The 24,742-nt window shown below is 33.4% G+C and carries 20 protein-coding genes; 11 read left to right on the top strand and 9 right to left on the bottom strand.

Going from position 1 to position 24,742, the window contains the following annotated elements:
• Position 1: 1 nt before the first annotated feature.
• Entirely contained in the window at positions 2–634 is a 633-nt protein-coding gene (locus tag ACY191_RS07690) for a GNAT family N-acetyltransferase (protein ID WP_042738406.1), read from the bottom strand.
• Between the two features lie 179 nt (positions 635–813).
• On the opposite strand from ACY191_RS07690, the gene acsA reads away from it, so the two are divergent.
• Positions 814–2,523 carry an acetate--CoA ligase gene (acsA, locus tag ACY191_RS07695; protein ID WP_107512578.1) on the top strand — a complete coding sequence of 570 codons (1,710 nt, stop codon included), beginning with the start codon at positions 814–816 and terminating at the stop codon, positions 2,521–2,523.
• Positions 2,524–3,100: 577 nt separating this feature from the next.
• Positions 3,101–4,768: a formate--tetrahydrofolate ligase gene (locus ACY191_RS07700; protein ID WP_229367288.1), complete on the top strand. Its 1,668-nt coding sequence runs from the start codon at positions 3,101–3,103 to the stop codon at positions 4,766–4,768.
• 40 nt (positions 4,769–4,808) lie between these two features.
• Here the strand turns inward: ACY191_RS07700 and ACY191_RS07705 are convergent, their stop codons facing one another.
• The gene (locus tag ACY191_RS07705) at positions 4,809–5,720 is read right to left on the bottom strand and encodes a transglycosylase domain-containing protein (protein WP_042738409.1); all 912 of its coding nucleotides are present in this window, start codon (positions 5,718–5,720) and stop codon (positions 4,809–4,811) included.
• A gap of 380 nt (positions 5,721–6,100) precedes the next feature.
• Between ACY191_RS07705 and tyrS the strand changes: the two genes are divergently transcribed.
• Positions 6,101–7,363 carry a tyrosine--tRNA ligase gene (tyrS, locus tag ACY191_RS07710; protein WP_042738410.1) on the top strand — a complete coding sequence of 421 codons (1,263 nt, stop codon included), beginning with the start codon at positions 6,101–6,103 and terminating at the stop codon, positions 7,361–7,363.
• Positions 7,364–7,471: 108 nt separating this feature from the next.
• On the opposite strand, the gene ACY191_RS07715 is transcribed toward tyrS, so the two are convergent.
• Positions 7,472–8,794: a S1C family serine protease gene (locus tag ACY191_RS07715; protein WP_042738411.1), complete on the bottom strand. Its 1,323-nt coding sequence runs from the start codon at positions 8,792–8,794 to the stop codon at positions 7,472–7,474.
• A gap of 166 nt (positions 8,795–8,960) precedes the next feature.
• Here ACY191_RS07715 and ACY191_RS07720 point away from each other — a divergent pair, with 166 nt between their 5' ends.
• From ACY191_RS07720 to ACY191_RS07730, 3 genes are all read left to right on the top strand, one after another.
• Positions 8,961–9,581, top strand: a complete 621-nt coding sequence (locus tag ACY191_RS07720; protein WP_107527626.1) for a lysophospholipid acyltransferase family protein — start codon at positions 8,961–8,963, stop codon at positions 9,579–9,581.
• Positions 9,582–9,752: 171 nt separating this feature from the next.
• Entirely contained in the window at positions 9,753–11,252 is a 1,500-nt protein-coding gene (gene nagE / locus ACY191_RS07725; protein WP_229367287.1) for an N-acetylglucosamine-specific PTS transporter subunit IIBC, read from the top strand.
• Between the two features lie 362 nt (positions 11,253–11,614).
• On the top strand, positions 11,615–12,736 hold the full coding sequence (locus tag ACY191_RS07730; RefSeq protein ID WP_042738414.1) for an HAD family hydrolase: 1,122 nt from the start codon (positions 11,615–11,617) through the stop codon (positions 12,734–12,736).
• A gap of 266 nt (positions 12,737–13,002) precedes the next feature.
• Here ACY191_RS07730 and serA read toward each other — a convergent pair whose 3' ends face one another.
• From serA to ACY191_RS07745, 3 genes are all read right to left on the bottom strand, one after another.
• Entirely contained in the window at positions 13,003–14,619 is a 1,617-nt protein-coding gene (gene serA / locus ACY191_RS07735; RefSeq protein WP_463269996.1) for a phosphoglycerate dehydrogenase, read from the bottom strand.
• Entirely contained in the window at positions 14,612–15,772 is a 1,161-nt protein-coding gene (locus ACY191_RS07740) for a pyridoxal-phosphate-dependent aminotransferase family protein (RefSeq protein ID WP_042738416.1), read from the bottom strand. The genes serA and ACY191_RS07740 overlap by 8 nt, the downstream gene beginning before the upstream one ends.
• A gap of 166 nt (positions 15,773–15,938) precedes the next feature.
• Positions 15,939–16,379 (bottom strand): SACOL1771 family peroxiredoxin, encoded by a 441-nt coding sequence (locus tag ACY191_RS07745; protein ID WP_042738417.1) that lies wholly within the window; start codon positions 16,377–16,379, stop codon positions 15,939–15,941.
• 79 nt (positions 16,380–16,458) lie between these two features.
• Between ACY191_RS07745 and ACY191_RS07750 the strand changes: the two genes are divergently transcribed.
• Positions 16,459–17,205 (top strand): glycerophosphodiester phosphodiesterase, encoded by a 747-nt coding sequence (locus tag ACY191_RS07750; protein WP_229367286.1) that lies wholly within the window; start codon positions 16,459–16,461, stop codon positions 17,203–17,205.
• A gap of 66 nt (positions 17,206–17,271) precedes the next feature.
• On the opposite strand, the gene ACY191_RS07755 is transcribed toward ACY191_RS07750, so the two are convergent.
• The 3 genes from ACY191_RS07755 to ACY191_RS07765 all read right to left on the bottom strand — a co-directional run bounded on the left by ACY191_RS07755 (position 17,272) and on the right by ACY191_RS07765 (position 19,330).
• Positions 17,272–17,799 carry a GNAT family N-acetyltransferase gene (locus ACY191_RS07755; protein WP_042738419.1) on the bottom strand — a complete coding sequence of 176 codons (528 nt, stop codon included), beginning with the start codon at positions 17,797–17,799 and terminating at the stop codon, positions 17,272–17,274.
• A 209-nt stretch (positions 17,800–18,008) separates the two neighbouring features.
• Positions 18,009–18,611: a 30S ribosomal protein S4 gene (gene rpsD, locus ACY191_RS07760; protein ID WP_042738420.1), complete on the bottom strand. Its 603-nt coding sequence runs from the start codon at positions 18,609–18,611 to the stop codon at positions 18,009–18,011.
• Between the two features lie 254 nt (positions 18,612–18,865).
• Complete coding sequence (locus ACY191_RS07765; protein ID WP_107512807.1) at positions 18,866–19,330, bottom strand: GAF domain-containing protein; 465 nt, start codon at positions 19,328–19,330, stop codon at positions 18,866–18,868.
• Positions 19,331–19,557: 227 nt separating this feature from the next.
• Between ACY191_RS07765 and ezrA the strand changes: the two genes are divergently transcribed.
• The 4 genes from ezrA (at position 19,558) to ACY191_RS07785 (ending at position 24,700) form a co-directional block, all read left to right on the top strand.
• Positions 19,558–21,249, top strand: coding sequence for a septation ring formation regulator EzrA (gene ezrA / locus ACY191_RS07770; RefSeq protein WP_042738422.1), 1,692 nt, complete (start codon positions 19,558–19,560; stop codon positions 21,247–21,249).
• 242 nt (positions 21,250–21,491) lie between these two features.
• The gene (locus tag ACY191_RS07775) at positions 21,492–22,628 is read left to right on the top strand and encodes a cysteine desulfurase family protein (RefSeq protein ID WP_042738423.1); all 1,137 of its coding nucleotides are present in this window, start codon (positions 21,492–21,494) and stop codon (positions 22,626–22,628) included.
• Positions 22,625–23,848, top strand: a complete 1,224-nt coding sequence (gene thiI, locus ACY191_RS07780) for a tRNA uracil 4-sulfurtransferase ThiI (protein ID WP_042738424.1) — start codon at positions 22,625–22,627, stop codon at positions 23,846–23,848. The genes ACY191_RS07775 and thiI overlap by 4 nt, the downstream gene beginning before the upstream one ends.
• A gap of 78 nt (positions 23,849–23,926) precedes the next feature.
• Entirely contained in the window at positions 23,927–24,700 is a 774-nt protein-coding gene (locus ACY191_RS07785; RefSeq protein WP_042738425.1) for a sulfite exporter TauE/SafE family protein, read from the top strand.
• Positions 24,701–24,742 lie beyond the last annotated feature (42 nt).

Below are 24,742 nucleotides of genomic sequence, written 5' to 3' on the forward strand. Positions count from 1 at the left end.
TTTAAAAGAAAAAGCGATTCATATATCTGATATCATCAAACGCTTGTAATTGATCAATTGAAATTCTTGAACCAATCCTAGCCATTAAACAATTAGCAGGGTGACTGGTAATCTCAGGATCATCTGTAGCAAAAATTTCTAGGCCCCCATATCCCATTAATTTTTGCATGAGTTTTTTATATTCATAAACGTCAAGTTTTGCATTTTTCAAATCCCAATGCCAATAATACTCAGTAGTTAATACAATATAATCTTCATATTCGTCACCAGCTAGGCTAATCTTAATCAATTCGCTACCTAAACGTAAATGTCGGTAAGGTAAACTGATTTCAATGGCACCGAGTTCAATGAGGTATTCTAAATTACCAGTTGACCATCTTTCTAGAGGATCAGGATAATGATATGTCACATAACCAACGATATGGTTGTCTAATCTCAAGACGAATATGCGACCTTCTGGTAACTCACTGATTTCCTTGACTGCCTCAAACTGTTCATCTGGTGAGCGGAAAGACTTCAAACCATTATCAAAGGTCATTTGATTTAGTTCACTGTGGGACACGGGACCTTCTATTACGAAATGGCCTTCATCTAAATTAAAATCTTTGTATTGATATGTTTTAATATGTTTCATTTTCTCACTCCAAACTACTTCATATGTTTAATATATCCCAATTCGTTTACTCATATTATATGTTAAAAAATAAAAAAATAACATAAAAATGTATTCGCTTACATAATATTATTTTGAAAATTCGGAAATTGTTCGATATAATATTTTTAAAGCAAACGATTTCATAAGGGGGATTTAAAATGAAAGTAGAAGTATATAAAGGGGATAACGGTAATTTTAACCTTCAGGATTATGAACAAACATATAATAACTTCGATTGGAAAGAAGTTGAAAAGGTATTTTCATGGTCAGAAACAGGTAAAGTTAATATGGCATATGAATGTATTGATAAACATGTGGATGAAGGAAAAGCGGATAAAATTGCATTAAATTATAAAGACGATAAGCGAAAAGAAAGCTATACGTTTAAAGAAATGCAGGAAAATAGTAATAAAGCAGCTAACGTATTAAAAGATAAAGCGCATGTAGAAAAAGGAGATCGTGTATTTATATTCATGCCTAGAACGCCAGAATTATATTTTGCGTTATTTGGTATTTTGAAAATTGGAGCAATCGTTGGACCATTGTTTGAAGCATTTATGGAAAAAGCAGTGTCTGATAGACTTGAAAACAGTGAAGCAAAAGTGATTGTTACTACTAATGCTTTATTACCAAGAATACCAAAAGATAAATTGCCTCATTTAGAAACAATCGTAGTTGTAGATGAAGAGGTTGATGCTGAACATGTTGATTTCAATAGTGAATTTGAAGCGGCAAGCGATACATTTGATATTGAATGGCTAACATTAGATGATGGCTTAATCTTACATTATACGTCAGGTTCAACAGGTCAACCCAAAGGTGTATTACATGCACAACGAGCAATGTTACAACACTATATTTCAGGTAAGTATGTATTAGATTTCCAAGAAGATGATATTTACTGGTGTACTGCCGATCCAGGATGGGTAACTGGTACATCATATGGTATCTTTAGTCCTTGGCTAAATGGAGTGACAAATTGTATTGCGGGTGGAAGATTTTCTCCTGAGGCTTGGTATGGAATGATTGAAGAATTTAAAGTGACGATTTGGTATACAGCACCAACAGCACTAAGAATGTTAATGAGTGCGGGTGATGATATTGTTAAGAAATATGATTTATCAAGCTTGAAGAGTATCTTATCAGTTGGAGAGCCTTTAAATCCTGAAGTAATCAAATGGGCAAAAGAAATTTATAATAAACGTGTGTTAGATACTTGGTGGATGACTGAGACAGGTGGACATATGATTGTTAACTATCCATCTATGGATTTAAAGTTAGGTTCCATGGGTAAACCACTGCCAGGCGTAGAAGCGGCAATTGTTGATGATCAAGGTAATGAGTTACCACCTAATCGTATGGGTAATTTAGCTATGAAAAAGGGATGGCCATCAATGATGGTATCAATTTGGAATAATCCTGAAAAATATGATTCTTACTTTATTGGCGATTGGTACGTTTCAGGTGATTCTGCATATCAAGATGAAGATGGGTATTTCTGGTTCCAAGGTCGAGTTGATGATGTCATTATGACTGCTGGAGAACGTGTTGGCCCATTTGAAGTGGAATCTAAATTAGTTGAACATGAGGCTGTTGCTGAAGCAGGTGTGATTGGAAAACCAGATCCAATAAGAGGTGAAATTATTAAAGCATTTGTCGCATTACGACCTGGATATGAACCGACAGATGAATTGAAGGAAGATATCCGTAAATTTGTTAAAGAAGGTTTGGCTGCGCATGCTGCTCCTAGAGAAATTGACTTTAAGGATAAATTACCTAAAACACGTTCAGGTAAAATAATGAGACGTGTATTAAAAGCCTGGGAGTTAGACTTACCAGAAGGTGATTTAAGTACAATGGAAGACTAATGGCTAACCTGTAAAAAGAGTTTAATTATTAAATTTTTAAATACAATAACCGTGATGTGTGCTTTTGATAAGTAGTACATTGTTATCACAACTACGTTAGTCAAAAATCATCAATATACAACAATTGATTTTTCATATTTCTATATCAAAATGCATGTTATTTTGTTATTACGACAAGAATAATAATATAAATTAAACAAAAAGCGCCAATTTCTAACATGATTTTTAGAAATTGGTGTTTTTTTCATGTTAATCTTTGAATTTATTATAAATAGTTACTTTAAAATATAATCGTTAAACTTGATGAAATGAAGTCCTCTAAAATTAAGATATTACGAATTTAAGTTAAGATTATTAGTTCAATTAAAATATATTTCTACTGTGTTTCGGTTAGTTTTAAAAAAATATAAACATGCTATTTTATAATTTTATAGCGCACAAAATTGAAAGCGCTATCTATAATTGTCGACAATATTTCTCAAGTTGGTTAATATAAGTATATAAGGACTTAAATATACATCAGTTACTTTAATCAATGCACAAAAAGTGAAATTAATATTTAAAGGGGCGAATGAATTTGGCACATTTATCAGATTTAGAAATTGCTAATCAAGCAACATTACAACCTATAGGAGATATTGCTGATAAAGCAGGTATACCAAGCGATGCATTAGAACCATACGGTCACTATAAAGCGAAAATTGATATTAATAAAATTAGAAAGAATAAACAAAAAGGGAAGGTCGTATTGGTTACAGCAATGAGTCCAACACCTGCTGGGGAAGGGAAATCAACAGTTACAGTTGGATTAGCAGATGCATTTAACCAATTAAATAAAAATGTAATGGTTGCCTTAAGAGAGCCAGCTTTGGGGCCAACATTTGGTATTAAAGGTGGGGCTACTGGTGGTGGCTATGCTCAAGTATTACCTATGGAAGATATAAACTTACATTTTAATGGTGATTTCCATGCTATTACGACAGCTAACAATGCATTGTCAGCATTTATAGATAACCATTTACATCAAGGTAATGAATTAGGTATAGATCAGCGACGTATAGAATGGAAACGTGTACTTGATATGAATGATCGTGCTTTACGTAATGTTATTGTCGGATTAGGTGGCCCTGCACAAGGTGTCCCACGTGAAGATGGTTTCAATATAACTGTAGCCTCTGAAATAATGGCTATCCTTTGTCTTGCTACTGATATCGCAGATTTAAAGAATAAAATCAGTAAAATTACAATAGGATATACAAGAGAACGTCAGCCAGTAACAGTTGCAGATTTAAAGGTTGAAGGTGCACTTGCAATGATTTTAAAGGATGCGATTAAACCTAATCTCGTACAAACAATTGAAGGTACGCCAGCACTTGTCCATGGTGGTCCATTTGCTAATATTGCACATGGTTGTAACTCTATATTAGCTACAGAGACAGCACGTGACTTAGCAGATATCGTGGTGACTGAAGCTGGTTTTGGTTCAGATTTAGGAGCTGAAAAATTTATAGATATCAAAGCGCGTGAAGCAGGATTTGAACCAGAAGCAGTTGTTGTTGTAGCAACAATTCGTGCTATTAAGATGCATGGTGGCGTAGCGAAAGATAATTTAAAAGAAGAAAATATCGAAGCTTTACAACAAGGAATTGTGAACCTCGAAAGACATGTTAATAATGTTCGAAAATATGGTTTAGAACCAGTAGTTGCCTTGAATGCGTTTATACATGATACTGATCAAGAAATAGAATTTGTAAAAAATTGGGCACAGACAAATAATGTGAGATTGGCATTGACTGAAGTATGGGAAAAAGGTGGCAAAGGTGGTACAGATTTAGCGAAAGAAGTATTAGAAATCATTGATCAACCACAATCTTTTAAGCATTTATATGATTTAGAAAAGCCATTAGAAGATAAAATAAAAACAATTGTTACAGAAATTTATGGCGGTGCGAAGGTTACATTTTCTGCAAAAGCAGAAAAGCAACTAAAACAATTCAAACAAAATGGTTGGGATCATTATCCAATTTGTATGGCGAAAACACAATATTCATTCTCTGATGATGCTACTCAACTAGGTGCGCCAGAAGGGTTTGAAATTACAATTCGTGAATTAGAAGCAAAAACAGGTGCTGGGTTTATTGTTGCGTTGACAGGTGCAATAATGACGATGCCAGGTTTACCAAAGCAACCTGCAGCACTGAATATGGATGTAACTGATGATGGACGTGCGGTAGGATTGTTCTAATAATGATTAAAAGCGAGTCGTTCTTAATAGGCGACTCGCTTTATTTTGTTATGAGATGAGCTTTAATATCGAAATGTTCAGCTGCAGTAAATGTTTTTTTATCTATTTTACCTTCTACTAACATTCGCTTTAATACATAATGCTGTCTGTTTAGTCCAATTTGAATTTGTTGATCATTTTTTAAAGTGCCATCAATTTTGTATGGCGTATAGAAGTAAGGGCTTTGTAGCATACCAACTAAATAAGCTGCCTCAGCAACATTTAGGTTTGCAGAAGATTTACCAAAGACACTATACGAAGCAGAGGCTATTCCAGTAATATTGGCACCATGACTATCTCTACCAAATGGAACAATATTGAGATAAGTATAGAGAATTTCATCTTTGGTTAACACTTTTTCTGCACGCAATGCTAAGATTAATTCGTTTGCTTTACGACTGTATGTTTTTTCATTAGAGAGTACTTGATTTTTAACTAATTGTTGTGTGATGGTACTGCCACCTGTAGAATTGTCCATATTAAAGATATCTTGACCGATTGCCCGTAAAATTGCTTTCGGTAAAATGCCGTTATGCTTAAAATATAAACTATCCTCTGATGAGGTTAATGCTTTTATAATATTATGATTTACCTCATTGGGACCGACAATTAATGGATTTTGTGAATGACTATATTCATAAAGTATATGTTTACTATGATAATCGATATCTTCAGTTCCGTTAATCGTCAATAGTTCTGTACGTAATTTATTATCCGACATATGAATGGACTCTTGTGTTAAATGTTGGAAATAAAATACAAATATTGCCAACATAATAATAAAGGTACAAGTAAAAATACTAAACAGACCTATGAAAAAACGCTTTATTTTTTTGTAAATAGATTCAAAACGATTGAGTTGTGGTTGTGATGTAAGATAATGTTGACTCGTTTCATAGGTTTTGTATTTCATTTTGTACCTCCTTGTTATGCAATATTATAACATAATTTAACATATTGACTTTTAAAATAGAGTTAATTATAATTAGTATCAATTCGATATGGTTTTTGGATTTAGGACAAGTAGTATAAGGATACATCTTCAGAGAATTAGTGGTCGCTGTGAACTAATGTTGTACGTTATATGAATACACCTAATTAAGAATGTAATCCAAACGTTTAAGTTAATGAACGTATCATTAATAAAGTTGTTTGACTTAAGTATGGTGGTACCGTGCAATTGCGCCCTTACATTAATTTGTAAGGGCGTTTTTATTTTTATTTTTAACATGTACAAGTAGAAAACTATCTAAATTCTAAACCAATATCATAAATAAATAGGAGGTTGTTTAAATGGCAAATGCATTAATTGATGATTTAACTTGGAGAGGCTTAATCTATCAGCAAACAGATGAAAGTGGCATCGAAACGTTACTGAATAAGGAGCAAGTTACATTATATTGTGGAGCAGACCCAACGGCTGATAGTTTACACATCGGTCATTTACTACCTTTCTTAACATTACGCCGATTCCAAGAACATGGACACCGTCCACTTGTCCTTATTGGTGGCGGTACTGGTATGATTGGAGATCCATCTGGTAAATCTGAAGAAAGAACTTTACAAACAGAAGAACAAGTTGAATTAAATGTTGCAGGTATCAGCAAACAGATGCATAAAATATTTGAATTTGATACAGAGCAGGGAGCAAAATTAGTTAATAATAAAGATTGGCTCGGTCAAATCTCATTGATTGATTTCTTAAGAGATTATGGTAAACATGTGGGGGTTAACTACATGTTAGGTAAAGATTCAATTCAAACACGTTTAGAACATGGTATATCATATACTGAATTCACTTATACGATTTTGCAGGCCATTGATTTTGGTCATTTAAATCGAACTTATAACTGTAAAGTACAAGTTGGTGGATCTGATCAATGGGGAAATATTACTAGCGGAATAGAATTAATGCGTCGTATGTATGGCCAAACAGAAGCTTATGGTTTAACAATTCCATTAGTGGTAAAATCAGATGGTAAAAAATTCGGTAAGACAGAAGGCGGCGCAGTATGGTTAGACCCAGAGAAGACGAGCCCATATGAATTTTATCAATTCTGGATAAATACTACAGATGATGATGTTATCAAATTCTTGAAGTACTTCACATTCTTAACGCAAGAGGAAATTGAAAAATTAGAACAATCACTTGCAGAAGCACCTCATTTAAGAGAAGCTCAAAAAGCTTTAGCTGAAAATGTAACACGCTTTATTCATGGGCAAGATGCATTAAACGATGCAATTCGCATTTCACAAGCATTGTTCTCAGGTGATTTACAATCATTATCTGCAAAAGAATTAAAAGAAGGGTTTAAGGATGTACCACAGGTAACACTAAGCAACACTACAACAAATATTGTAGATGCGATAGTTGAAGCTGGTATTTCAAGCTCTAAACGTCAAGCACGTGAAGATGTTAATAATGGTGCAATCTATATTAATGGCATAAGACAGCAAGACACTGCGTATGAATTAACAGTAGCTGATAAAATAGAAAATGAATTTACAATTATTCGCCGTGGTAAAAAGAAATACTTTATGGTGAATTACCAATAATTTTTTAAACTTTAAAAGCGGTCAACCAATCGTCGATAGTATTGGTTGACCGCTTATTTGAATGGATAATTAATTTAATAACTGAATAATATTGAATGTGGTTAGTATTTATTCAAAAATACTTGATCCACTTTCACGATTGGATTCTGTATCATCTGAAGATTGAGTTGTTTGTGATTTTTGTTCTTTAAGTTTAACATCGATTGATTTTTCTTTACCGTCTCTTTCAATTGTTAATGTCACAGAATCGCCAGGTTTTTTATTTTGATATAAATAGGATCTGACATCGGTATCTTCTTTGACGGATTTATTATCAATAGCAGTGATAATATCTCCTTTTTTCAAACCATTGTCGTCATCAACTTTAGCGATATAGACACCTTCGGAACGTTTGGTGTTTAATTGTTCTTTGTATTGTTCCGGAATCTCGCTTAGGTTTAATAAGCCAATACCAATTGATGGGCGCTCTATTTTACCATTTTTAACTAATTCTTTGATCGTAACCTTAACTTCGTTACTAGGAATTGCAAAGCCAATACCTTCGACTTGTTCGTTAGCAATTTTCATCGAGTTGATACCGACTAAATTACCATTGATATCAACAAGTGCACCACCAGAGTTTCCAGGATTAATGGCAGCATCTGTTTGTAATACATTGACTTTGTTTGTGCCTGCTGATGTTTGTGTATCGATTGTACGCTCACTTGCAGAGATTATTCCAGAAGTGACTGAGTTTGCAAACTCTAAACCTAATGGATTCCCCATAGCAAATACACTATCTCCAGTTTTTACTTTTGAAGAATTAGCAAATTGAATCGCTTTTGTTCCCTTAACGTCATCAATTTTTAATACTGCTATATCTGTAAGTGCGTCTTTGCCGATTAATTTAGCGTCAACCTGCTTAGAGTTATGTAGTTGTACCTTGATATTGCTTGCGCCATCAATAACATGGTTATTAGTCACAATATAGGCAGAGCCATTACTTTTTTGATAGATTACACCAGAACCAACACCAGCTTCTTCTGATTTGGAAGACTTTCCTTTTAATAAATCATCAAGACTTTGAGCCTTTTGCATATTAATGACACCGACAATGGCGGGTGAAACGTCTGTTATCATTTGATTTACGGAATCATATTTGTCACTTTTACCATCTAAGGTATTTCCACCACGACTACTTGATGATTCTTGGACATTTGAACCGTCATCGTTTAATATTGTGCGGTCCATAAATTTACCTATCCCAAGAACAATGAGTGCACCTAAGACACCTGCGACAAGTGCCACGACAATGGTCTTAAACCAAGGGAATCTTGGTTTATTGTATGAACGTGGGTTCGATGCTTTATGATAAGAGCCGTTCGAATCTTGTTGCGTTTGTTTAAAAGTGTGTTCGCTTCTTGGGTTATTATCATTATTATTATCTGACATATGTTACCTCCAATCCATTCACATACTCTATTATGAAAGGTTTTGCAATGATTTGCTAGTAAATTCACTTCATACTTTAGACTGAATTACAAATTAGCTTGTACGTGTTTAAACTAAGTGATAAAATCAGTAGGTGATAAATAGCAAATAAAAAGTAGGTGGAGAAATGTATAAATTTATCAGTGGTCTCTTGAAATTAATTATTGTGAAATTAAGCAATAGTTTAGAAGTTCAAGGTCGTGAAAATATACCACAATTACATAGGTATGTCGTAACATGTACACATGAAAGTTATAACGAAGTCATTATGTTAGGCATGGCAATACATCCTAACCAAATCCATTACATGGCTAAAAAAGAGTTATTCAAGAATAAATGGTTTGGTAGATTTTTATCTTCATTAAATGCGTTTCCTGTAGATAGAGAAAACCCAGGACCGAGTACACTTAAAAAACCAATTAATTTATTAAAACAAAATAAAACAGTCGGTATATTTCCTACTGGCTCACGTAAAAAATATGCTGAAGGTGAACCATTAAAGCGTGGTGCAGTTACAATTGCGATGATGGCACAAGCACCTATCTTACCAGCAGCGTATGTAGGTCCGAGTGAAATTAAAGGTTTGATTACTGGACAAGCGGTGATTAAGTTTGGTCAACCTATCGAAACAAAGCACTTACCAAAAGATATGAAACGTAATGAAAAATTAGACTATTTAACTACAGAATTAGAAAAAGCTACAAGACAATTACAGCAAGAGTTGGATGCATATGTAGCTAATAAATAAAAAAATTTTTTATTAGCTAAAAAAATTGATAATAAAATCCGATAACTTAAAGATTTATGTTATTATATTACTGTACAATAACTATAAGTTGAACGTATATAAACACCATGTGGGCTAATTGTGCGCGTGGTGTTTATTTTTTTGAAATTTAAACTGAAATGGGGAATGAATATGTTTAGTTTCTTTCAACGCTTAGGTAGGTCATTGATGCTACCGGTAGCAGTATTACCTGCTGCTGCAATTATTGTGGGGATCGGTAATGCGCTTACTGCAATGGGACTGTTGCCAACAGTGGCGAAATTTTTCTCAAGCGCCGGTTCGACAATATTAGAGCAGTTAGGAATCTTGTTTGCAATAGGTGTTGCATTGGGAATGGCAAAGAAAAATGATGGTGCTGTCGCATTAGCTGCGGCTGTGGGCTTCTTCTTAACTACAGTTGTTTTGAGTCCTGAGAAATTGGCACCGTTATTAGGAGTAAAGCAATCTGCAGTTGATAGTGCATTTGAACAAATGAATAATCAAAACGTATTTATTGGATTGATTGTAGGTTTGATTGCTGCTTATACGTATAACAAATTTAGTAAAACAGAACTTCCAGCGGCTTTATCATTCTTTAGTGGTAAGCGTTTAGTTCCAATATTAACAGCATTCTTCAGTATTATACTAGCTGTGATAATGTTGTTCGTTTGGCCATTTATCTTCTCACTTATCGTAGCATTTGGAACATGGATTATTAACCTTGGACCATTTGGCGCATTCTTATATGGTTTCTTTAATAGATTATTAATCCCAACAGGATTACATCATGCATTGAATGCAGTATTTTGGTTTGACCTTGCAGGTATCAATGATATTGCCAAATTCCAAACAGGAGACGGTGCAGTACATGGTGTGACGGGTCGATACATGGCAGGTTTCTTCCCGGTAATGATGTTTGGTATTCCTGGTGCAGCGTTGGCAATGTATCATACAGCAGAATCAAAGCAAAAGAAACGTGTCTATGGTTTAATGTTAGCTGGATCTATTTCAGCATTCTTTGTAGGTGTAACAGAACCAATTGAATTTGCATTTATGTTTGTAGCGCCAATACTATTTGTCATTCATGCCTTTTTAACAGGTTTATCAATGTTTATTGCCGCTTTATTCCATTGGACTGCTGGATTTGCATTTAGTGCAGGTTTAATTGACTATGTGTTATCGTTAATTAATCCAGTGGCAAATCATCCATATATGTTAATTGTACAAGGCCTTTTATTCTTTGTATTGTATTATGTAATATTTAGATTTGCGATTAAGGTATTAAAATTAAATACACCTGGTAGAGGTGATAACTTATTGCCTGACCCTACATCAGACGAAGCAACAACAGGTGATGTTGAGCACAGCGATGACTCAAGTGAAACGAGTACTGTGACAACGAATAAGTATACTAAGATAGCAAGTGATATTCTGAGTGGTTTAGGTGGCAAAGAAAATATCATGACCTTAACCAATTGTGCTACTCGTTTACGTATGGAATTACATGATAATACTTTAGTCGATGAGACGAAAATTAAACATGCAGGTGCTGTAGGTGTGACTCAAAGTGGTAAACATAATACACAAGTCATCATCGGTACTCAAGTACAGCAAGTAGCTGATGAAATAGAATCACAATTAGAAAGTAAATAGTTATACAAAGTCTGACGTCAAATGAATGTTTATTTTGACGTCAGTTTTTTATTTTGAATTATTTAAAAAATTGATAATAATTAGTTAGAAGTTTAATCGTTCACTCATACGCATGCTTAATAGTTAATAGAATTATCCACATAGTCGACAAAATCAAAGCAAGATAGGTACTTTATGCTACATTAAAGTTGTTATAATTTTTATTTTTATAAGCTTTAATGAAAATGCACTCTGCTAAATTGCAAAGTATTCAAATTTCCATAAAAATTTGAATAAATTCAAGAAATACATTTGCGCTTTTTATATGTAAATAGTACGATATACTAGTATCAGAATTTTCTGATTAAAGGAGAGTAGGTAGGATGAAGTCGGTATTATTTGATGTAGATGGTGTATTTTTAAGTGAAGAAAGGTGTTTTGATGTATCAGCATTAACAGTTTATGAAATGTTGATGAGTAAAGATTACATAGGTTTAGATCCATCGGTACAATTTGAAGGATTAACTGATAGTCAAATCACTGAAATAAGAAATATTGTTTTTTACAATGATGAAATATTAACTAAATTAAAGTCGTTAGGACTTAACTCTAATTGGGATATGTTATTTATTGTTGTAGCGATTCATTTTATAAAATTGTGTCAGGGATTATCAAATGACCAGCTATCGGACGTATTAAACCCTAAACAATTTAATCAAAATACTTTGGCATTTGTCGGTGAACATATCTCAAATGTAACACTTGATTTTTCTGCACCTTTAGCATTTTTAGATGGTGTGAGTTCTGGAAAGGACAATATCTATAAATCATTAGTTACATATGCAAGTGAACATTTAAACACAACTGAAACGGAATTATTTGAATTGAAAAGTGCGTTTTGGACATTTGCACAAGAGATTTACCAAGAATGGTATTTAGGTTATAAATTATTTGAGGAAGTTGAAAAGAAACCAAAGCGTTCGAACTTTAAAAATGGCTATATATATGATGAAGTCGTATTAAGACCAGTTGCTGAAATTAAATCATTACTTGAAGATTTAAAAAATGCAGGCTATCATATTGCAATCGCAACAGGGAGACCACGAACTGAAACGATTGTTCCATTTGAAACACTTGGAATTAAAGCATTGTTTGAAGAACAACATATAGTTACAGCAAGTGAAGTGCTAATCGCTGAAGATCATTATCCAGATTTAAAGCCACTAGGAAAGCCTAATCCGTTTAGTTACTTAGCAACTTTAGAAGGTAATGAGTTAGACCGTTATAAACATTATGCTACAAATCAAGAGAATCGTGTAAATAAGGACGATGTATTTGTAGTAGGGGATTCCTTAGCGGATTTATTAAGTGCTAAAAAAATTGGTGCAACATTTATAGGACCACTGACTGGATTAAAAGGTCAAAATGCACGGGAAGAGTTAGAATCTTATGGTGCAGAATATATAGTTGATCATGTCGGAGAAATTAGAAATATTTTATTATAAATAATTACAATTACTAACAATGATTAACGATTAATATCTCATATTACATTCTTTATTGAAGGCGTTGCAATGCGTTCGATATAAAGGATGTTTTTTAATTTACAATTAATTTCACTTATTATAAGTGATGTATTGTTTAGAATTCATTTGGATAGACAATAAAGATTGAATAAAAAGCAGCCCTCAGAAAATCTGAGGGCTGTTAATCTAGTATTTATGAGCCAAATTTTTACAAAATATTATTTCTGTATGATTTGGTTTTTGACTTAAATATTATAATTCGTATCTTGTGGAATATCTAATTCAACGCTACGTACGTTATTGAAACCTTCAATTTGGAATAGGGCATCAATAACATCTTGGTTTACAGGGTGGTCAATAGATAATACCATTAATGCATTGCCACCTAAGTTTGTTCGACCAAGGTGCATCGATGCAATGTTAATATCAAACTCACCAAGAATTTGACCCGTACGCCCAACAATACCTGGTTTATCTGTATGATTGATAACAAGTTGGTGTTGTTCCGGTTTAAAGTCAACTGGATAATCATTAATTCGCACAATACGTGGGCCATAACCATTGAGTACAGTGGCACCAATTTTAATTTGTGTATCCTTATTGATTAAAGTTAACTCGATATAGTTACTGAAACCACGATGTTTGGTATTCTTTTCAATATTATATGAAACACCTTGTTCATTCAATAATACAAGCGCATTGATTAGGTTAACACGTTCACCTAAATCTTGACGTAAAACACCTGAAACAAGTGTACGTGTAATTAAGCTCGTATCATCAAGTGCTAAATCACCTTCGTATTTAATGTGCAATTCGCGAGGCGCTTTTTCTAATAATTGAATACCTACTTCACCTGTTAGTTTACTTAATTCGATATATGGTTTTAATTCTTCATTAATTTCATTGTAAGTCATTCTTGGCGCATTGATTGCATTCAATACATTACCATTTTCGAAAATATCGACAATTTCATTCGCTACTGAAACGGCAACTTTCTCTTGTGCTTCAACAGTTGAAGCACCTAAATGAGGTGTAACGACAACTTTATCATGTTTAACTAATGGTGATAAAGTTGCAGGCTCAGTTTCAAACACATCTAGTGCTGCTGCTTGAATTCTATCTTCGTTCAGTGCATTAAGTAATGCTTCTTCATCAATAATACCACCACGTGCCACATTAATAATTTGTAATGTTGGTTTGGCTTTAGCGAAGAATGCTTCTCCTACAATACCTTTAGTTTTAGGGGTAAGCGGTGTATGAACAGTTACGAAATCAGCTTGTTCAGCAATTTCGTCTACAGTAGCTCGAATAACATTGAGTTCTTTTGCTTTATCTTCAGAAAGATATGGATCAAAAGCTAAAATTTTCATGCCAAAACTTTGCGCACGTTTAGCAACACCTAAACCAATACGTCCAGCACCAACGACACCTAATACTTTATTGTATAATTCAGTACCGCGATATGTCTTACGATCCCATTTACCTTCTTTTAAAGACTTATGCGCTTGTGGAACATTTCTGGCCATTGATAAAATCATTGCCATAGAATGCTCTGTAGCAGAAATTGTATTACCATCTGGTGCATTAATAACGATAACACCATGCTTAGTAGCAGCATCGATATCAATATTATCGACACCAACACCAGCTCTTGCAATTACTTTTAGATTTGGCGCAGCAGCGATAACATCTGCAGTAACTTGCGTTTGGCTACGAACGATTAAACCTTCAAAGTCAGCTATTTTTTCAATTAACTCACTTTCGGAAAGTTCAGTATTTGTAACAACTTCAAAGTCTTTATGATCTGTTAAACTTTTTAAACCTTCAGGTGAAATAGGGTCAGATACTAAAATTTTATACATATGCTTTTACAACCTCCATATATTGAGTAATTGCTGTACCAATGTACGCTTCATTTCTAAATTCTGATACGATGATTTCAAGTGCAGAAACGACTTGTAAGATATCAAATGGTGAAATTTGACCCATATGGCCAATTCTTAAAATTTCACCTTTAAGATGGCCTTGTCCGCCAGCAATTGTTATAGAGAAGCGATTTTTAAGTTCATTTTTAATAAAGTTTAATTCATCTTTCGTCTTAGGCACAAATGCTGTAACAGTAGGTGACGCATAAGCATCTTCTACAAGTAAATCTAAATCTAATGCTTTAAGCGCTGCTCTTAATCCATCTCTAATAGCATAATGACGTGCGACAACTTGATCTAAACCTTCTTCTTCGATTAATTGAGCATATGCAGTTACACCTCTAAATAAAGCTACGTTAGGTGTGAACGGTGTTGAATTATCAGCTTGAGATTTTAAATATTTATTTAAATCTAAATAAAATCTAGGCGTAGTAACTTCTGCAAATCTTGCTTTGGCTCGATTGTTATAAGCTACAAATGCTAGACCAGGGGGTAACATGATTGCTTTTTGACTTCCTGAAATTAGGACATCAATTTGATCACGTTTTAAATCAACATCAACAGCGCCGATACAACTTACGCCATCTACAACGAAATAAATAGATTCATCAAAGTCTTTTAAGGCATGACCTAATTCATTTACTGGATGTAATACTGCAGTTGAAGTCTCACAATATTGACTGAATACAGCTGTAATATCTCTGTTTAAAGATTTTAAGAAGTCAATGAAATCTGGAACATTTACTGCTTTACCCCATTCAACTTCAAAAATATGTACGTTTTCATAATAAGTCTCTGCAATTTGTTTAAAGCGGTTACCAAAAGCACCAGATACAATAATTACGATATCGTCTTCTGGATTAGCTAAATTTAACATACTTGCTTCTAAAGAACTTGTACCACTTGATGTTAATATCATTACCTCATTTTCTGAACCAAAAACGGGTTTCAATGCTCGAAAAGCTTCTTCGGCAATTGTTTCAAAATCACTAGATCGATGGCCGACCATTGGTAATTGTGTTGCATGTAATATTTGGTCCGGTACAGGTGTTGGGCCGGGCGTTAATAACAAAGGATGATAGTATTTCATATTGTAATTCCCCCATTGAGTAAGATTTAATAAGTTTAGCAAATTTTCAGACAATATAAAAGTCTAAAAATTACAATTTTTTGAAAATTAACAAAATACAAAAGTAATGTAAGGGCATACATTGCTTTTGTATTCAATTTCTATATCGAAAATAAAAAAATTTAAATTATTTTATTTTAGGTTGTATTTTTACGTTAACGTTTCCGCGAATTGAATTCGAAATCATACAATTATTATCAGCAATTTTTAATAATTTATCTAATTTCTTTGCTAATTGTTCTTTTTGCGTAGATTTAACACTAATAATAGGGTAATGAGTTATTGTATCCATTTTAAATTTTGAATTTTCGAATAGGGCAGTCCCACTTGAAAATTGTTCGATTTCAATTGACTCAAAGCCTGCGCGTTCTAATACCGCAGCAAGTGAAATAATGTAACAAGATGCAGCAGCAGAAACTAGTAATTCGTCTGGATTTGTCCCTGTTCCGTTACCACCTAAGCCAGCAGGTATTGATATTTGTTCTGTTAATACATCTCCATTAAGATCACCAACAGACTCACGTCCACCTGACCAGTGAGTTGTGACGTTAAAATCATGCTTTACCATTATAATTGACCTCCAGTTTAAATGTGTTAATTTATAGTTTAGATTATAATATGAAATAAAGGAAGAGAGGCGCTTTACAATGACCGATCAAAAACCGAGAAGTTTGGATGACATTAAACTTATTGCGCATAGGGGATTATCGACGCAATACCCAGAAAATACGCGTGTTGCATTTGAAGCAGCACTAGAATCAAATGAAGTGGATATATTAGAAATTGATATACATAAAACAATAGATGATCAATTAGTTGTGATTCATGATCCTTCCATCGATCGTACATCGAATGGTACGGCGAAAATAAAAAATAATACTTTAGAAGAATTACAACAATATGATTACGGTTTTTGGAAAGAAATCAAATATGCAAATCAAAAGTTGTTAGTATTAGATGATGTATTAGAACTTATTGCACGGTCATCCAAGGGGTTAATGATAGAAGTAAAGCAACCCCAACAATATCTTGATATTGAAAATATATTAATCAATAAATTGCAACAGTGGAATATAGACAGTGATAAAATATCGATACAGTCCTTTAATAAGAAGTTTATTAAAGCGCTCGCCGCTAAAGACGTGCCATATAAACTAGGGGTGTTGATTAATCGTAAAAAGCACTGGTACAAAAAGCCTCGATTTAAAAAGATTTCAGAATATGCTTCCTTTGTAAATGCACACCAATCTGTTGTGTCAAAACATTTTATCCATAAGGCGCATCGGTATGATTTAAATGTTTATGCATACACAGTAAATGATACCTATAAAGCTGAGAAACTTTTACGTTATCCACTTCAAGGTTTAGTTTCTGATAATCCTGAATTACTGTAAAATGAATTAAAGGTCTAAAACATATGATTATCGTAAGTGATAATCTAGTTTTAGACCTTTTTATAATTATTTGATATGTGATAAATCATTGTCGAAATGGTTGATCCAATTCTTTTTAAATAAGCCCATGATATAACAATCACTATATTCACCGCGTGTATAGAAGTGTTCTAATAATGTCCCTTCAATAGCAAAGTTTTGTGACTGATATATATGTACTGCTTTATCATTATTGATATCAACATATAAATATACCTTATGTAAATTTAATACTAAAAACGCGTAATCAATGGCCATTTTAAAGGCGCTTTTAGCATACCCCTTACCACTAAAGTCAGGATCAACAATAATTTGTATCTCACAATTACTATGAACAAAGTTGATTTCTACTAATTCAACAATACCTATGCGTGTATTATCGACTTCGATAATAAAACGTCTTTCTGATTCATCATGTAAATGTTTCTTGTACAATGATTGTAGTTCGCTTAAAGATTGGTAAGGTTCTTCAAACCAATATGACATAATAGAGTATTCATTATTTAAATGATGGACAAATTCTAAATCTGTTTCTTCTAATGCTCTAATAATCAAGCATATCACTCCTTTAATTATAGAATAAAGAAATGATTATAAAATGTAAAATGTTTAATAAAATAATTATATTATAGAATGTATGATTTGCAATGTGGTTGGTTGATTCTATAACAATATATTTAGTGAGAGAAGAAAGGGGGAGCACATTGATTAATAAAAAAACCCAAGAACAAATGAATGTTCTTGGGTTTGCAAGATAAAAGATATTATCTTGAGTAGTACTCAACGATAAGTTGTTCGTTGATTTCAGCAGGTAATTCACTACGTTCTGGAACGCGGATATATTTACCTTTTAAGTTGTCAGCATCAAATTCTAAGTAATCTGGTACAAAGTTATTGATTTCAACTGATTCAGCAATGATATCTAATTTTTGAGATTTTTCACGTACTGAAATTTCTTGACCTGGTTTTAATGTGTAAGATGGGATATCTACACGTTTACCGTCAACTTCAACGTGACCGTGGTTAACTAATTGACGTGCTTGACGACGAGTACGAGCTAAACCTAAAGCATATACAACTGCATCTAAACGAGCAGCTAATAATTGCATGAAGTTTTCACCGTGTACACCATGTTGTTTACCAGCAGTTTCGAATGTGTTACGGAATTGTCTTTCAGTCATTCCATATAAGTAACGTAATTTTTGTTTCTCACGTAATTGTAAACCATATTCTGATAATTTTTTACGTTGGTTAGGACCGTGTTGACCTGGTGCGTAAGGACGCTTTTCTAATTCTTTACCAGTACCACTTAATGAGATACCTAAACGACGAGATTTTTTCCAACTTGAACCTCTGAATCGAGCCATAATAAGACTCCTCCTTTTTCTTTTTTGTTGTTATGAAAAAACAAAAAAGAGTGTTGCATGCTTACTTGGATATATTGTTTTATGTGTCCTCGCCTTATAGCTACGGTTACACGGCACGCCCGCATCGGGAACAACATAGAGCCAACTAATATACAACTGCTATTTTCGTTTATTCACACAAAGTACATTTTAACACGCTATATCAATCTGTCAATAGTTAATCCAAGTTTAAACTAAATACTGAGCATGTTTGATTATGAAATTTGTTGTTCAATCACTTTGACAATCGCTTCTAATTCGGTTTGATCAGTTGTTGTAAATCGACCAATAATAGGTGCATCAATATCTAGTACACCAATCACTGCACCATCTTTGTGTATGGGTACTACCACTTCTGATTTACTGTTGGCATCACATGCAATATGACCAGGAAATGCATTAACATCTTCAACTAATTGTGATTTGTCTTCGGCAACTGCAGTGCCACATACGCCTTTGCCCACAGCAATATGGACACAAGCAGGATGACCTTGGAAAGGACCTAAGATGAGTTCACCATTTTCCATTAAATAGAAACCGACCCAGTTAATTTGGTCCAGATTATCATTTAACAATGCAGAGACATTACTGAGTATTGCAATGACATTTGATTCATCTTCAATTAAACTTGCAACTTGCTTTCTTAATAAACTATAATTTGTTTCTTTTACTTCGGTCATCTTTATTACCTCACTTTTTACTTTTCATTTAGTATAAAGACTGTTTTAATAGTAATCAATCAAATGATTTGGAAGGGTTTTATCAATCGGACTTATAAAATTTATAATATTGAGTTTGATTTGCTTATTAAAATAAAATAAATTCTTAACAATTCATCTATTTCTATTTTAATGAAGTGGGTAAGTACGTTATAATAGGTAGTGATAAAATAGGAGGAGAAGAACATATGGCGTTGTATATCATTTTAGCAATTATTGTTATAGTACTGATTATTATCGGTGTATTATTCTATATGCGTTCTAATAAAAGCCAAATGATTGAAAAGGCTGAAGAACGAAAGGCTGAGGTAGAAAAATTACCATACGATGAAAGTGTATCTCAGTTATCAAATTTAACATTAACAGGTGAAACAAAATCTACATATGATCGCCTAAACAAAACGTCAGAAGACAGCAAACAGCAATACTTGAAACCACTTGACGAAAAAATCCATAACGCAGAAGGTCTATTATATAAATTTAAATTTTCACAAGCTCAAACAGAAATAGATGAAGCGCATGAGTTAATGGATCAATACGAAGAGAATTATAAAAAAGTAACTGCTGATGTTGAACAAATTCAATCTGTACATAAACAAAACGACAAATTATATGAAGCATGCAAAGTGGATTATCGTGAGATGAAACGAGATGTTCTAGCAAACCGACACCAATTTGGAGAAGCTGCAGAACCGTTAGAACAAGAAATTGAATCATTTGTGCCTGAAATGGAACAGTATGAAGCTTTAAAGGAAGAAGGCAATTATAATCAAGCTCACGATCATATCAAATTATTAAATGAAGATATGAATTACTTGAAAAAGGACATGACTGAAATCCCTGACTTGATTAGGGAAGCTCAAAAAGAATTACCAGGTCAATTCCAAGATTTGAAATATGGCTGTAGAGACTTGAAGGTTGAAGGTTATGATCTTGATCACGTGAAGGTCGATAGTAATTTGCAAACTTTAAAAACGGAATTGAGTTTTGTTGAGCCTATGATTAGTCGTTTAGAACTGGATGACGCGAACGATAAGTTAAACAGTATTAATGATCGTTTAGACGAAATGTATGAATTGATTGAACATGAAGTGAAAGCGAAAAATGATGTAGAAGAAACAAAAGAAGTCATTACAGATAATTTATTTAGAGCAAAGGAAATGAATTATACATTACAAACTGAAATTGAATATGTACGTGAAAATTACTATATTAACGAAAGTGATGTTCAAAATGTACGACAGTTTGAAAATGAAATTCAGAATCTAATTTCTGTATATGATGAAATATTAAAGGAAATGTCAAAGACTGCTGTAAGATATAGTGAAGTTCAAGATAACTTGAAATACATTGAAGAACATGTTGAAGTTATTAATGACAAACAAGAAAAATTACAAAACCATCTTATTCAATTACGTGAAGATGAGGCTGAAGCCGAAGAAAATATCTTACGCGTCCAAAGTAAAAAAGAAGAAGTATATCGAAAGCTACTTGCATCTAATTTACCAAGTGTACCTGAAAGATTTATTATTATGAAAAATGAAATTGACTACGAAGTAAGAGAGGTCAATAAAAAGTTCAGTGTGCGTCCAATTCATGTGAAGCAGTTAAAGGATAAAGTAGCTAAAGTCGTATTACAAATGAATAAATTTGAAGACGAAGCTACAGATGTCTTGGTAAATGCAGTTTATGCAGAGAAATTAATCGAATATGGTAATCGTTACCGTAAAGATAATTCAGGCGTAGATAAGAGCTTGAATGAAGCAGAACGATTATTTAAAAATAATAGATATAAACGTTCAATTGAAATTTCAGAACAAGCTTTAGAAAGTGTTGAGCCTGGTGTTACAAAGCACATTGAGTCTCAAGTGACTGGTTAATTATTTTTAAATGTAGAACGGTAGATGAAAGACACGAAATGATTTTATTATTTCGTGTCTTTTCTTTTTTGGAAATACGAGTATAATGCTAAAAGGGTAAGTACATTTATAAATGTACTATTAAATATTAAGGAACTTTAAATCATTTAGGTAATGTTTAATTTGTAAGATAAATTATATTCTAGGTTATAAATATTACCAATTCCATGATAAGTAATAAATTAATTGAGGAGGATAACGTTGTGATATATCTTGATAATGCTGCTACGACCAAACCAAATCAAGATGTTTTAGATACATTTTTAAAGGTGAATCAATCGCTATATTTTAATCCTAATAGTCCACATCAGGCTGGTTTACAAGCAGAACAATTATTAAATCAAGCTAAGGCACAAATCAAATCATTGTTTAATTTAGATAATGAATTTGATATTATTTTTACAAGTGGCGCGACAGAATCAAATAATATTGCACTACAAGGTGTTGCACGTAAGAAAAAATTATTTGCAAATGAAATTATAACCTCGGTTTTGGAACATCCTTCAGTATTAGAAGTGGTCCGTGCTTTAGAAGAAGAAGGCTTTACGATTAAATATGTTGATGTTACTAAAGAAGGTCAAATAGACCTTAAACATTTACAGAGTTTAATGAATGATAAGGTAGGCTTAGTGACTTGTATGCATGTCAATAATATTATGGGACAAATACAACCAATTACAGAAATTGTAGATATTGTCAGTGCATATCCTAAAGCACATTTACATGTAGATGCAGTGCAAGCAGTCGGCAAAGTGCCGTTAATTTTTGATGGTGTGGATACTTTGAGTTTAAGTGGGCATAAGTTTAATGGTCTAAAAGGACAAGGTGTACTATTTGTTCGTAATAGACATGAAATCATACCTGTCATGCAAGGTGGAGGTCAGGAATATGGCTTGCGTAGTGGGACAGTTAATTTACCAGTCGATATTTCTATTGTTAAAGCCTTGAAATATGCTGTACAGCACACGCAATCATTAAATAGACAACTCAATCAATACAATGAACAGATCAAGGCTTATATACAGAACTTTCCCAATGTAATCATTAATTCACCAAGTGCAGCTGCACCACATATCATAAATATTGGGTTCCCAGGTGTTAAAGGTGAAGTATTAGTGAATGCCTTTTCTAAACACAATGTTATGTTATCAACAACAAGTGCATGTTCGTCTAAGAAATCAAGTTTAAATGAAGTACTATTGGCAATGGGTATACCAGCAATTCAAATCGAAGGAAGTATTCGAATATCATTAGGCGCTAATACGACAGACAATGATATTGAAACCTTTAAAGATAAATTTAAAGCAGTATATGAAGAAGTAAGGGAGTTGTTAAAATGATATATGATCATTTATTAGTAAGGTATGGCGAATTAACATTAAAAGGTGCAAATCGTAAGATGTTCGTCAATCAATTACGTTCAAATGTAAAGCGTTCATTAATGCCATTACAAGGGTATAAAGTGAAAGCTAATAGAGATAGAATGTATATCGAACTAGAAGAAGGTGCAGATATTAAAGAAATGAGTCAAAGGCTATCGAAAGTCTTTGGCATATATTCTATCAGTCCAGTCCTAAAAATAGACAAAACTATGGATGCTATTAAGGAGCAAGCAATTGAATTTGCTAAAGGATATAATGACGGTGACACTTTCAAGATTGACGTGAAACGTTCAGATAAACAATTTCCATATGATACTTATGAAATACAACGAGAAGTTGGTGGCGCTGTATTACAAGGGGCTGAACATGTATCTGTCAATGTTCGCAACCCAGACCATACGATAAAGGTAGAGGTACGCTTAGACGCAGTGTATATTTATGATGAAGTTATTCCAGGGGCGGGCGGCTTGCCTGTTGGCACTGGTGGAAAGACATTATTGATGTTATCTGGTGGTATTGATTCTCCGGTTGCAGGTATGGAAGTCATGCGCCGCGGTGTTACGATTGAAGCGATTCACTTTCATAGTCCGCCGTTTACAAGTGAGAAAGCAAAGGAAAAGGTTATTGAACTGACACGTATCTTATCTGCACATGTGGGTCCTATCAAATTGCATATTGTGCCATTCACCACATTACAGAAACAAGTAAATAAAGTGGTTCATGAACGTTATACAATGACGTCTACAAGACGAATGATGATGCGTGTTGCTGATAAATTAGTACATCAAATTGATGCTAATGCTATCGTAAATGGTGAGAATTTAGGGCAAGTCGCAAGTCAAACGTTAAAGAGTATGTATGCAATTAATCATGTCACTTCTACGCCTGTATTACGTCCATTGTTAACTTTGGATAAAGAAGAAATTGTTAAAAAGGCTAAAGCAATTGGCACTTATGACGTGTCAATTCAACCATTTGAAGATTGTTGCACGATTTTCACGCCAAAGAATCCTGTTACTGAACCTGATTTTGATAAAGTTGAAAAGTATGAAGATGGCTTTGATTTTGAACCACTTGTTCAAGAAGCGGTGGATGGTATTGAAACACTAACTATAACTAAAGATTATCAAAGTGATAAAGATACAGAAACACAAGCACTGGCAGACGATTTATTTTAATTCATGAAATATGTACGTCAAGCTTAGGTAGCTAAAGTGTAAACTGTTTTGAAATCATGAATATAAAGGGGTAATCAAATGTTAGAGTGGAATGTATCAATAGTAATTATAGTGATATTATTAGGATTTTTAGCAGCATTTATAGATGCTGTTGTGGGCGGTGGTGGACTGATTTCTATCCCTGCATTATTAGCAGTCGGAATGCAACCCTCAATGGCGTTGGGTACGAATAAATTAGCCAGTGCCTTTGGTTCGATGACGAGCGCATTTAGATTTTTGCGCTCTGGTAAAGTAGATTTAAAGATAGTTGCTAAACTGTTCCCGATTATTTTTGTCATGGCAATGATTGGGGCAAGTGTTGCTACATTTCTACCTGCTGAACTTTTAAAGCCGGTTGTAATTGTAGTGTTAACATTAGTGATGATATACACATTAGTGAAAAAGGACTGGGGCAGTGTACGAACATTTACGAAACTTAGTCTAGGTAAGGCCATTTTATTTGTTTCACTTATGTGTTTAATTGGTTTCTATGATGGTTTCCTCGGTGGAGGTACCGGTTCGTTTATGTTATTTGTTTTATTAATGTTTGGCTTTGATTTTTTAGGTGCAGCTGGTAATGCAAAAGTACTTAATTTTGCTTCGAACCTAGGTGCACTCATCTTGTTTATTTGTCTACATGAAGTTGATTATTTTTATGGTTTGATTATGGCAGTAAGCATGATTGCAGGGTCTTATGTTGGCGCACAATTTGCTATTAAAAAAGGTGTAGGCTATGTAAAAGGATTATTTATAGTTGTAACTGCCATTTTAATTATTAAAAATATTTATGATTATATTACACAAATGTCATAAGTTCTAATGATATCAATTCAATATAAATAGGGGATGGCCGCA

It is taken from the genome of Staphylococcus sp. TCBT05, from assembly GCF_055179755.1.

Excerpts from the sequence above, each read along its gene's own strand:
- ACY191_RS07690 (WP_042738406.1), bottom strand. The coding sequence starts at position 634 with ATGAAACATATTAAAACATATCAATACAAAGATTTTAATTTAGATGAA.
- acsA (WP_107512578.1), top strand. The coding sequence starts at position 814 with ATGAAAGTAGAAGTATATAAAGGGGATAACGGTAATTTTAACCTTCAG.
- ACY191_RS07705 (WP_042738409.1), bottom strand. The coding sequence starts at position 5,720 with ATGAAATACAAAACCTATGAAACGAGTCAACATTATCTTACATCACAA.
- tyrS (WP_042738410.1), top strand. The coding sequence starts at position 6,101 with ATGGCAAATGCATTAATTGATGATTTAACTTGGAGAGGCTTAATCTAT.
- ACY191_RS07715 (WP_042738411.1), bottom strand. The coding sequence starts at position 8,794 with ATGTCAGATAATAATAATGATAATAACCCAAGAAGCGAACACACTTTT.
- ACY191_RS07720 (WP_107527626.1), top strand. The coding sequence starts at position 8,961 with ATGTATAAATTTATCAGTGGTCTCTTGAAATTAATTATTGTGAAATTA.
- nagE (WP_229367287.1), top strand. The coding sequence starts at position 9,753 with ATGTTTAGTTTCTTTCAACGCTTAGGTAGGTCATTGATGCTACCGGTA.
- ACY191_RS07730 (WP_042738414.1), top strand. The coding sequence starts at position 11,615 with ATGAAGTCGGTATTATTTGATGTAGATGGTGTATTTTTAAGTGAAGAA.
- serA (WP_463269996.1), bottom strand. The coding sequence starts at position 14,619 with ATGTATAAAATTTTAGTATCTGACCCTATTTCACCTGAAGGTTTAAAA.
- ACY191_RS07740 (WP_042738416.1), bottom strand. The coding sequence starts at position 15,772 with ATGAAATACTATCATCCTTTGTTATTAACGCCCGGCCCAACACCTGTA.
- ACY191_RS07745 (WP_042738417.1), bottom strand. The coding sequence starts at position 16,379 with ATGGTAAAGCATGATTTTAACGTCACAACTCACTGGTCAGGTGGACGT.
- ACY191_RS07750 (WP_229367286.1), top strand. The coding sequence starts at position 16,459 with ATGACCGATCAAAAACCGAGAAGTTTGGATGACATTAAACTTATTGCG.
- rpsD (WP_042738420.1), bottom strand. The coding sequence starts at position 18,611 with ATGGCTCGATTCAGAGGTTCAAGTTGGAAAAAATCTCGTCGTTTAGGT.
- ACY191_RS07765 (WP_107512807.1), bottom strand. The coding sequence starts at position 19,330 with ATGACCGAAGTAAAAGAAACAAATTATAGTTTATTAAGAAAGCAAGTT.
- ezrA (WP_042738422.1), top strand. The coding sequence starts at position 19,558 with ATGGCGTTGTATATCATTTTAGCAATTATTGTTATAGTACTGATTATT.
- thiI (WP_042738424.1), top strand. The coding sequence starts at position 22,625 with ATGATATATGATCATTTATTAGTAAGGTATGGCGAATTAACATTAAAA.
- ACY191_RS07785 (WP_042738425.1), top strand. The coding sequence starts at position 23,927 with ATGTTAGAGTGGAATGTATCAATAGTAATTATAGTGATATTATTAGGA.